Origin of the sequence: Methylococcus geothermalis (assembly GCF_012769535.1) — a bacterium.
GTDB lineage: Bacteria > Pseudomonadota > Gammaproteobacteria > Methylococcales > Methylococcaceae > Methylococcus > Methylococcus geothermalis.
In genome coordinates this window covers 1,315,015-1,328,012 of the sequence record NZ_CP046565.1, presented here as the reverse complement: position 1 = coordinate 1,328,012, position 12,998 = coordinate 1,315,015, and the positions used below count along the sequence as shown (strand labels likewise).

The window sequence follows — 12,998 nt, the reverse complement described above, 5'->3', positions numbered from 1 at the left end:
AAAAGGAGTCGGCCGATAAGCCGGGTTCTGTCGTGGACAGCCATTCATCTGGGACGTACGTCGCCGTACGCCTCGAGCGACCTACCCGGGAGCCGTGCGGGCCGCACGTCTGGGCGAACCCAATGCCCCCCTATTTGGTCTTGCTCCGGATGGGGTTTACCCTGCCGCTTGGCGTTACCGCAAGCGCGGTGCGCTCTTACCGCACCATTTCACCCTTACCCCGGACGAACCGGGGCGGTATATTTTCTGTGGCACTTTCCGTAGGCTCGCGCCCCCCAGGCGTTACCTGGCACCCTGCCCTGTGGAGCCCGGACTTTCCTCCATCCCCTTGAGGACAGCGGCTGTCTGGCCGACTCCGCGCACAGTATACCCTTATACCGGCCATCGCGGCTGCCAAACCGCGTTCTTGTCCTGGCAAGGTTCCCGTCTTCGACCCCACTCAACCCGTACCCGCTGGAATCGAACTCGACCTGTCGGGTGCGGACGCCCATTCGAGCCTGCTTCCCGACAGCCGATCGCGAAGCACCGCGCCGGGAAATGACGAAACGGCCGCCATGTCTGCGATAGCGTGGGTGGCCAATCAGGAAAGCGCCCCCATTTGCCGGATGGAACGCATCTTGCTCAACCGGCTTCATGATCATGAAACCCCGGATTTTCGCCCGCTTGCCTCTGGTCCTGTTATGGACGGCATTTGCCCTCTTGCCCCCGCCGTCGACCGCGAATGCGCTCAAGTCGCTGGTCATGCCCGGCGAGTTGATCTCGGGGCACGCCAAGTACGAACAGCAATGCCGGAAGTGCCACGATCAGCCCACGCAAACCGTACCCAATGCCTTATGCCTGGCCTGCCACAAGGAGCAGGCCGAGGACATCGAAACCGGCAAGGGATTCCACGGCCACCTGAAAAACATGGAAGACCGGAAATGCAAGGACTGCCACGGCGAGCACAAGGGACGGCACTTCGACATCATGGGGCTGGACAAGGAAACCTTCGACCACCGGAACACCGACTTCCTGCTGAAAGGCGAACACTTGAAGGTCGAATGCTCCCGCTGCCACCTGGACAAGAAAAAATACCGCGAGGCCTCGCACCAATGCGCGGTCTGCCACCAGGACGACGAACCCCACGAAGGCCGCCTGGGCGACAAGTGCACCGACTGCCATAGCGAAGCCGGCTGGAAGGAAACGAAGTTCGACCATGCGAAGACACGGTTTTCCCTGACGGGCAGCCACAAGGACGTGGCTTGCGGCAACTGCCACGCCGACCGTCGCTTCAAGGAGACGGTCCGCAGCTGTTACGCCTGCCATGAAATCAATGACGTCCATGCCGGACACATGGGGCAAAAGTGCGACAAGTGCCATGAAACAACGAAATGGAACAAACCCAAGTTCGATCACCGGCGCGACACCCGATTTCCACTGACGGGAAAACACGACAAGACTTCCTGCGAAAGCTGCCACAAGGCCGATCCTTTCGACAACAAGCCGGCAATGGCATGCGTGTCCTGCCACGAGAAAGACGACGAGCACAAGGGCCGCCGTGGCAACCGCTGCGAGGACTGCCACACTCCGCAAAGCTGGGCGAAAACCACGTTCGATCACGCCGCGACGCGGTTCCCGCTGCGCAACAGCCACAGCACCGTCGCCTGCGTTAGCTGTCACAAAGGCGCGATGGACGAGGACAAGCTCAGCCTCAACTGCGTCTCGTGCCACAAGAAAAACGATCCCCACAAGAACCAGGAGGGGGACGCCTGCGAGACATGCCATACCGACCGGGGTTGGCGCGTCGATGTCGCATTCAGCCACGATCTGACCCAATTTCCGCTCACCGGCCTGCACGCCATCACCCCTTGCGCCGAATGCCATCTGACCGCGAGTTTCCGGGACGCCGAAACCCAGTGCGCGTCCTGCCACCGGAAGGACGACCCCCATGGCGAGGCCTTGGGCCGCAACTGCGACCGCTGCCACACGCCGAACGGCTGGCGCATCTGGCATTTCGACCACGACAAGGAAACCGGTTTCCCGCTCGAGGGCAAACACGAAAAGCTGGTCTGCACCGGTTGCCACAAACGTCCGGCGGCCGCCGACGGCCGAATCGCGCTATCCAGCGATTGCTTTGGTTGCCACGAAAAGGACGAACCGCACCGCGGGGCCTACGGCAGGGAATGCGGCCGCTGCCATACGCCGCAAGGGTTCAATCAATTGAAGCAGCGCCTCAGATGAAACCGCATGCCGTCGTGGGCCCACGACGATCCACCATTGATGCAAGGAGAAGCCAGTGAATACCTCAGTCTCCGCAACGACTTCGCCGTTCACATTCATCGCCCTGATTGTTCCGGTCTTGCTGGGAGCCCTCTTCACAATCGCATCCGCAGCCGAGCGGCCGGCCACGCCCAAGGATTTCGAGCACCTCAATACCGGGTTTCCGCTGCGGGGAGCCCATGAACATCTGACCTGCGAACAGTGCCACGTCCGCGGCATCTTCAAGGGCACGCCGCGCCGCTGCATCGGCTGCCATCAACTGGCGACCGACATCGAAGCGTCCAAGAAATCGCCCAATCACATCCCGACCACGGAAGATTGCGACGTCTGCCACAACGACTTCCTCCCGAACGTGAGCTGGCAGCTCGTCAACATGAACCACGCCGGCATCGTCAACAATTGCGCAAGCTGCCACAACAACGTCTTCGCACCCGGCAAGCCGCCCAATCACATTCCCACCAACGCCCCTTGCGAAACCTGCCACCGCTCCACGATCGCCTGGGCCGGCGCGCGGTTCGATCATGTGGGCGTCTCAGCGGGATGCGGGCAGTGCCACAACAACGTCACGGTTGCCGGCAAACCGGCCAACCACATTCCGACCGGGCAAGCTTGCGAAACCTGCCATGTTTCGACCGCAGCCTGGTCGGCGGTCAGGATGAACCACGAGGGCATCGCGTCCGGCTGCGCGCGCTGCCACAACAACGTGCTCGCCGTCGGGCAGCCCCGCAACCACATCCCGGTACCGGCGACGCCCTGTGAAACCTGCCACAACCCGGCGCAATTCCATACCTTCGCCGGCGCACGGATGGACCACACCGGCGCCAATATCACCCATGGCTGCCAGCGCTGCCATGAGGCGGGGAACATCTACGGCATCACCTCGCGGCCGGCCCCTCCCCACCCGCAGCCGAATGTGGCGCCGGATTGCAGCCAGTGCCATCTGAATACGCATTCGTTTCTTCCGGTCTTCACTCGGTAGCCGTTCATGTCGATCATGACTTCCCGGATGGCGGCCCCCTCAGGACACACCCGAGCGATGGCATGTGCGCGGACCGTCGCGCCGGCGATCTTCGGTTTCCTGGCACCGGCGCTGTTTTCCGCCGCCATGGCTCAAGGCGTCCTCGAAGGACTTGACGTCGACGGTTCGGGACGCCGGCCGGTGATTCACATCCGCCTGGCGGAACCGGTCAACTACGTGCGGCACTCGCCCGCGGAATCCGGCGACACCCTGCGCATCCGGGTGAATCGGACGTCTCCCGCCGCGGCGCAAGGTGTCGTGCCGCAGCCGGGCACGCTGCGCTGGCCGGCCACCGCAGAAGTTCCCCTGACTGAAGTGGGCTACGAAACAAAGCCCGGCGGAGATTTCCTGACACTGCGGTTCAATCGCGTCGTCAACTTCCAGGTAAGGCCGGGCAAGGATGCCCAGGGCATCGACGTGGAGATCGCCGGCTCCGGCGACGGCGATCGAGTCGGGACTGGCGACCGGTCCCTTCCCGTCCCTCCCGCCAGCGGAGCCTGCGCCTCCGGCCTGCGGGTCAAGTCGCCGCCCGCCGATCTGAAGGAAGCAGCGCGCCAGTGCATGATCAAGGAAGACTGGCCCGCCGCCATCGGCCTCTATACCAAGCTGGTTCAGCAGCCGGACGCCAGCTACCAGCGGGAAGCCCAGGAGATGCTGGGCTTGGCGCGCGAGCGCAACGGCCAGGCTTTCCGAGCCAAGACAGAATACGAGAAATACCTGCAACGCTACCCGGAAGGCGAAGCCGCCGAGCGTGTCAAGAAGCGCCTGGACGCGCTGAACAGTGCCGACCAACAGCCCAAGGAAAAACTGACGCCGCTGTCGTCGTCGCCGGTCGCCGAGCGCGGCTGGGAAACCTACGGCAGCTTCGGCCAGTACTATTTCCGCGATGCCTTGCTCACCGACAACCAAGGCGAATACGTCGACCAGTCGCTGTTCCTCACCGTGCTGGACGTCACCAGCCGTCTGCGCACCGAGCGGTTCGACATCCGGACCCAATTCGATGCCCGCTACCGCCAGAACTTCCTGAAAGTGGTTTATGACGAAAACAACCAATTCCGGGTCGCCAACGCATTCATCGATGTCGTCGACAAGGCAACCGGCGTGTCCGGCCGCATCGGACGCCAGTCGCGCAGCAGCGGCGGCGCCATGGGCCGTTTCGACGGCGGGGTGCTCAGCTACCGTTTCGCGCCGCAGTGGCAGGCCACGGTCATCGGGGGATTCCCCGTGTTGCCCTATCGCTCCACCGCCCCCAACACCAATACCTCCTTCGAAGGCGCGTCCCTGGAATTCGGGCCGTTCGCGGACTACTGGGCCGGCAACGTGTTCTTCATCAACCAGACCGTCGACGGCCTGTTGGGCAGGCGGGCCGTGGGCGGTGAAGGCCGCTACCAGCATCCCGTGCACCCGCTGTTCACCCTGTTCGACTACGATGTCCACTTCAATGCGCTGAATACGGCTCAAGTGGTCGCGAACTGGAACTTCGACAACGGCGCCATCCTCACCCTGACCGCCGACTACCGCAAAACCCCCTACCTGAGCACCAGCAACGCGCTGATCGGCTGGGGATCGGGATACGGTCCCGGCACCGGCTACGGCGCGGATTCGGTCGGCGACATCCTGCGCTACCAGGACACCATCGACCTCAAGACGCTGGCGGAGGACAATACGCCGACGTTCAAGTACCTCAGCATCAGCGGCATGACGCCGATCACCCCCGACACCCAGATCAATGCCGACATCACCGTCTCCAATCTGTCGGCGACCAAAGGCTCGCCCTGGGTTTCCGCCTATCAGGGATCGGGCACCCAGGTCTCGTATTTCGGCCAGGTCATCACCAACCGCCTGATCACCGACAACGACGTTTGGAATTTCGGCCTGCGCTACATGACCCAACAGATCGACGATATCCTGTCGGGATTCGTGGACGCGCATTATCCGGTCACCCCCGACATCCGCATCGATCCCAGGTTGAGAGTCGACTATTTCACCGGCTTCGACGGCCCCGACGTTTGGCGCGTTCGTCCCGGCACACGCTTCAACTACCGCGTGGTCGACGGACTGTACTTCGAGCTGGAGGGAGGATTCGAATACATGACGAAACCCCTGGTGCTCAACGAACGCGATACCAAAGGCTATTATGTCAACGTGGGATACCGCTGGGATTTCTGATCCTACTGGCCCGATATACTCAGATAACTTCCGTCGATGAACAGCAGAACAATGACAACCGCATTCGCTGGGAATTCCGCTTCATTGGGTCGAGAAAGAAAGGACACCGGTTTTTTCGGCAGCCTTCTGGCGGATAAGAAGATTCTCACATTGTTCGCCGCGATCGTCCTGTTCGGCTTTTTCACGAAAATCGCCCGCCTCGAATACCCGCAGGATTTTTATTTCGACGAGGTGTATCACGGTTTCACCGCGACCGTCGTCCTGCACGGCGACCGGAACGCCTACGACCCCTGGGCAAAATCGCCGCCTGGCAAGGCGTATGAATGGACGCACCCGCCCTTGTCCAAGCTGATCATGGCCGGAATGATGTCGGTTTTCGGCGAGGATCCGTTCGGCTGGCGCATCGGTTCGGTCATTTTCGGCACCCTCGCCACCCTTGCCGCCGCCGCGCTGGCTTTCGAGCTGTTCGGCTCCCTTCCCATCGCCGTCCTGACCGCGGCGCTGATGAGCCTGGATGGTCTCATCCTCAGCCAATCCCGCATCGCGATGAACGATATCTACTTCATCTTTTTCATGTTGACGGCCTTGATCGGCTATGTCCGCTGGAAAAGAGACGAGACCTCGATTCGCTGGCTGTACTTCACCGGAACGGCACTTGGCCTTGCGCTCGCGACCAAATGGACCACGCTCTACGTGTTTCTGGTCCTGGCCGTCGATCTCGGCGTAACGGCGGTCCGTCACCGGCGCCTGCCTCCCCTGGCGGCCTGCCTCAACATGCCCGTCGCGCTGGGTCTCCTGCCCATCGCGATCTACCTGTCGTCCTACCTGCAGTTTTTCGCTCTGGGCTACCGCTGGCCGGATTTCATCGAACTGTTCCGCCAGATGTGGTTCTACCATACCGGACTGAAAGCCACCCATGCCGCCCATTCGCAGCCCTGGCAGTGGATACTCAACCTCCGCCCGGTATGGATGTACGTCGATTATTCGGTGAAGGGAAAAATCGCCAATATTTACAATCTCGGAAACTCGGTGATTTTTTACGCCGGGCTTTATGCCGCTGCCGCAGCGATACTGAAGAAGGAATGGTACAGGAGCTGGGCCGTGGGATTCATTCTTCTGGTCTACTTCATGCTCTGGCTGCCGTGGACGATTTCGCCCAGGATCATGTTCTTCTACCACTATGCGCCGGCGGTGCCGATACTGTGCATCATTCTGGCCCGCTGGCTCGATGGCCATCTGGCCAGTCAGGAAAAGGCCGATCGAATGACCGCGACATCTGTCCTGGCCGCAGGGATTCTCTGGTTTGTCGTGTTCTATCCCAACAACACCGGCATACACGTCCCGCAGGGTTTTGCCGATGCCGTCTACTTTTTGATTCCTGGATGGAAAAACTGAAGCACCAGGTCAGGTACCCGATTCCTGGTTATCGCGCGCGACGACTTCCTGGATGAAATAGCGAGGCCTGCGCTTGGTTTCCATGTAAATCTTGCCGAGATACTCGCCGATGACCCCCAGACTCAGCAGTTGGATGCCGCCGAGCAGGCTCATCGGCAGCAGGATCGACGACCAGCCCGGAACGGCCTCGGCGGCGACGAACCGGACCCACAGCACCCAGCACACCACCAGGAAGCTGACGGCGGAAATGAGAAAGCCCAGGAAGGTAATGAGGCGCAGCGGAAATACCGAAAACGAAGTGACGCCCTGAAGGGCGAGGCCCAGCATTTTCCGCAAAGGATATTTGGACTCCCCGGCGATACGCTCCGCCCGGTCGTAATAGACGGTCGCGGTGTTGAATCCGAGTTTCGGTATGATCCCGCGAAGGAACAGGTTGACCTCGCCGAACTCCCTGAGGGCATCGACGGCGCGCCGGCTCATCAAGCGATAGTCGGCGTGATTGAACACCACTTCCACCCCCATGAGCGCCAGGACGCGGTAATACCATTCCGCGCTCCAGCGCTTGAACAACGAGTCCGACTTCCGGTTCCTGCGAACCCCGTAGACGATGTCGGCACCGGCGGCATGGGCGTCGATCATCGACTCGATGGCGGCCAGGTCGTCCTGCAAGTCGGCGTCGATGCTGATCAGGCAGTCCCCTCTCGCATGCATCAAACCGGCAAGCAGCGCGCTCTGATGACCCTGGTTTCTGGACAGTTTCATTCCCCGGACGAAGGCATAGGTTTCCGCCAGGCCGCGAATGGTCTGCCAGGTTGCATCCGTGCTGCCGTCGTCGACGAAATACACCCGTGAGTCCGGCCCAATTTTGCCTTTGTCTTGCAGATCCCGCAGCAGGACGGCCAGCCGTCTTGCGGTCTCAGGCAACGCTTCTTCTTCATTGAAGCAGGGCACGACGATACCGAGTGTGCGCATAGCGAATCCTTTTGTCATGTCAGGCGGATTTTCGAGCCGGCGGGGCGTACGTCCACTTGAGGCTGCCGACGAAATTCCAGAACAGTACGGCGACGGTCGCCGCAATCTGGGACCAGAGGTAAGGGAAAGGCGTATAGGTGATTCCGAGGTGTACGATGGCTCCGTTCAGCAGCAACCCAGCACCGGCCGTGAGGGAAAACCGGAACGCCGCGACTCGGTGGCTGTTCTTCGCCCTGAACGTCAGTTTGTAATTCAGCCAGTAGTTTACAACGGCACTCGCCGTGAAACCCAGCGAGGAAGCGAGGGTCACCTGCCACTGCCAGAGGCTGACCAGCGCGACGAGCATCGCGTACTGCAAAGCGGTGGCCAAACCGCCCACGAACACGAAACGGAAGAATTTTTTCGGCAGGCTTGCTTTGGGCATAGCCGTTAAGGTCGCACAGATACCACGGTTCGGAAAGTTCGCAAGGAGGCGTCGCGGCAACACCCTGGGCGTTTCGGGGTGCCGACAGGTGGAAACTGGAACGGTCCGCCCCGGCGCCATCCTGCACCGGGGTGGACCCCAAAAAAAGGCGATTCAACCTTGATTGCCGCCCGCTACCGCTATTTGCACTGCGGGGCGCGCTTCACCGAACGGACGGCCGTCTGGCCCTGGAACTGGACTTCCACCGTGCAGGGAACGGATCCTTCGGCCAGGGGGAGCTTCGCCAGCCATTTGCCGCGCGCGTCGGCGAACACCTCGGCGAGCACGGCATCCGTCGCACCATCCACCAGAGTGACCGGATTGGAAACCAGCGCTTCGCGTTCGGATTTGCTCAGTTGCCTGTCGAACTTGATGAGCCCCGACAGGATGAGTTCGCCCTGATCCGCCAGCCACTGCGCCTTCTGGATGATCAGCGCCTGGATCGAATCCACATCGGGCACGTCGATCGGGGTTGCCTGAACGGTCACGTTGGTCCACCTCGGATCGGACGCTTCGGTCTGACGGCCCGTTTGATCCAGGTTGACCGCCTGGAAGCCGAGGTCAAAGGTCTTGCCCGCATCCTCGGCCTTGGGCGTCCAGGTGAGTGTTGCGACGTGCTTGCGGCTCTCCGGATCGAATGTCTGGCTCAATTTCGCCCCTTCCGGCAGCTTCATGCCCTTGATCGTGACGACGTCGTCGTCGCAGTCAAGTGCGCTCAGGGTGATTTTCAGGATTTCTCCAGCCCGGATGTTCCAACCGGTCGGGAGGGTATCGAGTTCGGGCTTGGATCCCGGTAGACACCCCATGGGGAACGGCGTTGGCCGGATTGTCGGGAGCGGCGTTGGCTGGATCGTCGGGAGCGGCGTTGGCTGGATCGTCGGGAACGGCGTTGGCCGGATCGTCGGGAGCGGCGTTGGCCGGATCGTCGGGAACGGCGTTGGCCGGATCGTCGGGAGCGGCGTTGGCCGGATCGTCGGGAACGGCGTTGGCCGGATCGTCGGGAACGGCGTTGGCCGGATCGTCGGGAACGGCGTTGGCCGGATCGTCGGGAGCGGCGTTGGCCGGATCGTCGGGAACGGCGTTGGCCGGATCGTCGGGAACGGCGTTGGCCGGATCGTCGGGAGCGGCGTTGGCCGGATCGTCGGGAACGGCGTTGGCCGGATCGTCGGGAACGGCGTTGGCTGGATCGTCGGGAGCGGCGTTGGCTGGATCGTCGGGAGCGGCGTTGGCTGGATCGTCGGGAGCGGCGTTGGCTGGATCGTCGGGAGCGGCGTTGGCTGGATCGTCGGGAGCGGCGTTGGCTGGATCGTCGGAGCCGGTGTGGGTGTGGGCGTCGCCGTCGCCACCGGAAGATCCGCCGCGCCATCTATTTCCAGGGCAATGGCATTCAAGTCGGCGTCGCTGAGATTGCTCAAGCTGTTCATCGCAGCGACGTTGGCAATCGCCTTCTTGGTCGCCGAAGCGTTCTTCTTCGCTCCCGAAAGAGCCGGGCCGTAACCGCCGGCCGTACTGCCGGTGTTGGCGTCATAGGCGCCGTGACACCCCTGGCAACTGCCGGAATAGGTGGCCGCGGCAAATGTTTCGGAGGCGAAACCGCCACTCGCGGCAACAATGACTGCCATAGACAAGGTCCTGAATTGATAGCCGGATGGCTTGGTTCCTGATTTCACTAATTTGACATTCATATCGAAACTCCCAAGTTTCATGTCATAACAAAGCGTCGCTCCCTTATGGGTGGCGCCTTTCTACACCACCCTATCCCTCTAAATCCTTGGAGACCGCCATTCCCTGCGGTATTTCCCGAGCGACAACGGATTAAACGCCCGCTGATTCGAATTTCCCAGCATATAACTCGGGCAATACCGAACGAGCGTCTCAAATAAAGATAGTCAAACAAAAAGTATCGAAAACGCTCCTCCCCTCACGAAGAGGAGCGTGAACGAGTTTGTCCCTTCAAATCCATATCAAACCCGTTTTTTCAGGTATCGCAGGTCACTTGCATTGCGACGGCGCGCGTTTCACCGGGCGGGAAGCGGTGTCGCTCACGAACTCGGCATCCACCACGCAGGGGACAGCCGTGCTGGCCAACGGAAGATTGGCCGACCACTTGCCGGAAGAGTTCGCGGTCGCTTGCCCGATGATCTCCTGAGTGCTATCCGTCCGGATGATCACCGGATTGGCCAGCAAAGCAGCGCGTTCAGTTGCGGTCACAAGCTTGCTGAACTTGATGGAGCCGTTCACGGCGAGCTTGCCGGTCTTCTTGGAAGACTGCCATTGCGCCTGCTGGATCACGACCGCTTCGACGGCTCCCGCTTCCGGCGTGGTGTTCGCCGGCCATACGCGAATATCGGTGGAACGAGATGCCGAGGAATGGCCCTGATCATCCTGCTTGCTCTCCCCCTCCCGCCGTTTCTGGGCGCGGACTTCCGACTCTACGGCGGTGAACGTGACATGGTAGATCTTGCCTTCGGCGTCCGGTCCCGGGGTCCAGGTGATGGTTGCGACCTGCTTGCGGGTGTTGACATCGAACCCTTGGGTCATGCTCGCACCCTTCGGAAGACCCTTGGCCTTGATCACCAACGAATCATCGTCGCAGTCGAGGGCGCTCACCGTGAACTTGAGCTCCTTGCCAACGTTGGCGTCCCACGGCGACGGAATGGTGTCGAGTTCAGGCTCTGATTCATCCGCGCACGGAGCGGGCGTGGGCGCCGGCGTGGTCGTCGGAGCCGGGGTCGGTTTAGGCGTCGGAGCCGGCGTGGTCGTCGGAGCCGGGGTCGGTTTAGGCGTCGGGGCCGGGGTGGCCGTCGGAGCCGGTGTGGGTGTGGGCGTCGCCGTCGCCACCGGAAGATCCGCCGCGCCACCTATTTCCCGTGCGATGGCATTCAAGTCGGCGTTGGTGAGATTGCTCAAGCTGTTCATCGCAGCGACGTTGGCAATCGCCTTCTTGGTCGCCGAAGCGTTCTTCTTCGCTCCCGAAAGAGCCGGACCGTAACCGCCGGCCGTACGCCCAGTGTTGGCGTCATAGGCGCCGTGACACCCCTGGCAACTGCCGGAATAGGTCGCCGCCGCAAATGCATCGGTGGAAACGGTTCCCGCGGCAGCCATGACCACGGCCAACGATAACGCCTTGTTGCGAATTCCGGCCGGTTTCCCGCCGGAACGAGCCAATGTCTCTTTCATAATGTCAACCCCAAGTTACATGTCATGGAAAGTCGTCCGGCTCCAGGCCGGCCCCCCTGTCACGTTGCTCATCACGGCCCCCGAAGGTATCTTTGCGGGGCCGTGACCCTTCTCGAGCAACAAATCAGAAACCTCTAACATTCCAGATTATCCATGCCTCTGGAACGTGAGACTAAATGTAGTCAACAACTGGAGTTGGGAAAGCAGGTCCCTTCCCTTTTTCGATCAGTTGCACTGCGACGGAGCGCGCTTGACCGGACGCGACCCCATTTCGCCATGGAAATCGACCTCCACGGAGCATGGCACCTTCCCGCTTTCCAGCGGGATTCGGGTAGACCACTTGCCCGATGCACTGGCATTGACCCGGCCGATGACTTCGTGGCTGGTGGCATCCCTGATGGCGATGGGATCGGCGACCAGCGCTTGCCGCTCGGACTTGGTCAGAATCCTGCTGAACTTGATGCGTCCCGCCAGAACGAGCTGGTTCTGAACGGCCGACCATTGAGCGCGTTGAATCGCCACGACCTCGACCGCTGCCGCTTCGGGCGTCGTATTGGCCGGCCATACCCGGATGGCGGTCCAGCGAGGTATCGACACCTCCTTCCTTTGTCCGTTGCTGTCCTTGTCGACGGCCACGAACACGACAGGGTGCACCCTGCCCACGGCCTCCGGCCCCGGCGTCCAGCGAACCGTGGCGACCTGTTTGCGGACATCCGGATCGAACTCCTGGGTCATGGTGGCTCCGGAGGGCAGCCCTTTCGCTTTGATGGTTAGAGTATCGTCATCGCAGTCGAGGGCGCTGACGCTGAACAGGAGTTCCTTCCCTTCGTTGGCATCCCACGGCGACGGAATGGTGTCGATCTCCGGCCTCGCTTCATCGGTGCAGGGCTCGGGGGTCGGAGACGGACTGGGTGTCGCCGTGGGCGATGGCGTGGGTGAAGGACCGGGCGTCCCGGTAGGGGACGGGGTCGGCGACGGATGGGGCGTGGCCGTCGGAGCCGGCGTGCTGGTCGGTGCCGGCGTGGCCGTCGGAGCGGGTGTCGGCGTAGCGGTCGGTGCGGGTGTCGGGGTCGCGGTCCCGAGATCCGCGGCTCCTCCTATTTCCAGCGCCACGGCGTTGAGATCGGCGTCCGACCAGGCGGCGCCCATCGATCCCATGGTGCCGCCAGCACGGACAGCCGCTTTGGTCGCCGAAGCGTTCTTCTTCGCTCCCGACAACGCCGGCCCGATCCCACCGGCGGTGCTCCCCGACGCACCGTCGTAAGCGCCATGGCACATTTGGCAGTTGCCGGCATAGGTCAGCGCGGCAAAGGCCTCGCCGGAGACACTCCCCGTCGCGGCCACGACCACCGCCAATGACAGAGCCCGCTTGGCCAGCATCCCGCCGGCCGTACATTTTCCAGATCGAGAATTCCCAAGTTCTTTCGTCATAATCCTAACCTCATATTGATGGGTCGATACCACGATGGAGGATTCAGTCCTTGGCTCCAAGCCGGTCCGGAATCCTTCATCACCGAAGCGTTGAAGGATGTCCGCCCGGCA

Annotated in this window: 10 protein-coding genes and 1 other RNA gene; 5 read left to right on the top strand and 6 right to left on the bottom strand. The window is 61.8% G+C overall.

The features are described 5' to 3' along the window. Nucleotides 1–357, bottom strand: an RNA gene (gene rnpB / locus GNH96_RS06470) — RNase P RNA component class A. 282 nt (nucleotides 358–639) lie between these two features. Between rnpB and GNH96_RS06465 the strand changes: the two genes are divergently transcribed. From GNH96_RS06465 to GNH96_RS06450, 4 genes are all read left to right on the top strand, one after another. Further along, nucleotides 640–2,220: a cytochrome c3 family protein gene (locus tag GNH96_RS06465; RefSeq protein ID WP_228720044.1), complete on the top strand. Its 1,581-nt coding sequence runs from the start codon at nucleotides 640–642 to the stop codon at nucleotides 2,218–2,220. A 55-nt stretch (nucleotides 2,221–2,275) separates the two neighbouring features. Beyond that, the gene (locus GNH96_RS06460) at nucleotides 2,276–3,238 is read left to right on the top strand and encodes a cytochrome c3 family protein (RefSeq protein WP_169602924.1); all 963 of its coding nucleotides are present in this window, start codon (nucleotides 2,276–2,278) and stop codon (nucleotides 3,236–3,238) included. Between the two features lie 57 nt (nucleotides 3,239–3,295). Then, nucleotides 3,296–5,446, top strand: coding sequence for a hypothetical protein (locus GNH96_RS06455; protein ID WP_228720043.1), 2,151 nt, complete (start codon nucleotides 3,296–3,298; stop codon nucleotides 5,444–5,446). 84 nt (nucleotides 5,447–5,530) lie between these two features. Beyond that, nucleotides 5,531–6,841: a phospholipid carrier-dependent glycosyltransferase gene (locus GNH96_RS06450; protein WP_228720042.1), complete on the top strand. Its 1,311-nt coding sequence runs from the start codon at nucleotides 5,531–5,533 to the stop codon at nucleotides 6,839–6,841. A gap of 9 nt (nucleotides 6,842–6,850) precedes the next feature. Here the strand turns inward: GNH96_RS06450 and GNH96_RS06445 are convergent, their stop codons facing one another. From GNH96_RS06445 to GNH96_RS06435, 3 genes are all read right to left on the bottom strand, one after another. Beyond that, nucleotides 6,851–7,813 (bottom strand): glycosyltransferase family 2 protein, encoded by a 963-nt coding sequence (locus GNH96_RS06445; protein WP_169602922.1) that lies wholly within the window; start codon nucleotides 7,811–7,813, stop codon nucleotides 6,851–6,853. A 19-nt stretch (nucleotides 7,814–7,832) separates the two neighbouring features. Further along, a complete protein-coding gene (locus GNH96_RS06440) occupies nucleotides 7,833–8,237 on the bottom strand; it encodes a GtrA family protein (RefSeq protein ID WP_169602921.1) in 405 nt (134 codons plus the stop codon). Nucleotides 8,238–8,416: 179 nt separating this feature from the next. After that, on the bottom strand, nucleotides 8,417–9,082 hold the full coding sequence (locus GNH96_RS06435) for a hypothetical protein (protein WP_169602920.1): 666 nt from the start codon (nucleotides 9,080–9,082) through the stop codon (nucleotides 8,417–8,419). Between GNH96_RS06435 and GNH96_RS15995 the strand changes: the two genes are divergently transcribed. Then, nucleotides 9,081–9,773 carry a hypothetical protein gene (locus tag GNH96_RS15995; RefSeq protein WP_169602919.1) on the top strand — a complete coding sequence of 231 codons (693 nt, stop codon included), beginning with the start codon at nucleotides 9,081–9,083 and terminating at the stop codon, nucleotides 9,771–9,773. The genes GNH96_RS06435 and GNH96_RS15995 overlap by 2 nt on opposite strands. Before the next feature lie 495 nt (nucleotides 9,774–10,268). Here GNH96_RS15995 and GNH96_RS06425 read toward each other — a convergent pair whose 3' ends face one another. After that, nucleotides 10,269–11,456 (bottom strand): c-type cytochrome, encoded by a 1,188-nt coding sequence (locus GNH96_RS06425; protein ID WP_169602918.1) that lies wholly within the window; start codon nucleotides 11,454–11,456, stop codon nucleotides 10,269–10,271. Between the two features lie 225 nt (nucleotides 11,457–11,681). Next, nucleotides 11,682–12,836: a c-type cytochrome gene (locus GNH96_RS06420; protein ID WP_228720041.1), complete on the bottom strand. Its 1,155-nt coding sequence runs from the start codon at nucleotides 12,834–12,836 to the stop codon at nucleotides 11,682–11,684. Between the last annotated feature and the right edge of the window lie 162 nt (nucleotides 12,837–12,998).

Bases quoted from the DNA above. Each gene is read 5' to 3' on its own strand.
- GNH96_RS06465 (WP_228720044.1), top strand. From the start codon at position 640: ATGAAACCCCGGATTTTCGCCCGCTTGCCTCTGGTCCTGTTATGGACG.
- GNH96_RS06455 (WP_228720043.1), top strand. From the start codon at position 3,296: ATGGCATGTGCGCGGACCGTCGCGCCGGCGATCTTCGGTTTCCTGGCA.
- GNH96_RS06445 (WP_169602922.1), bottom strand. From the start codon at position 7,813: ATGCGCACACTCGGTATCGTCGTGCCCTGCTTCAATGAAGAAGAAGCG.
- GNH96_RS06440 (WP_169602921.1), bottom strand. From the start codon at position 8,237: ATGCCCAAAGCAAGCCTGCCGAAAAAATTCTTCCGTTTCGTGTTCGTG.
- GNH96_RS15995 (WP_169602919.1), top strand. From the start codon at position 9,081: ATGGGGAACGGCGTTGGCCGGATTGTCGGGAGCGGCGTTGGCTGGATC.
- GNH96_RS06435 (WP_169602920.1), bottom strand. From the start codon at position 9,082: ATGGGGTGTCTACCGGGATCCAAGCCCGAACTCGATACCCTCCCGACC.
- GNH96_RS06425 (WP_169602918.1), bottom strand. From the start codon at position 11,456: ATGAAAGAGACATTGGCTCGTTCCGGCGGGAAACCGGCCGGAATTCGC.
- GNH96_RS06420 (WP_228720041.1), bottom strand. From the start codon at position 12,836: ATGCTGGCCAAGCGGGCTCTGTCATTGGCGGTGGTCGTGGCCGCGACG.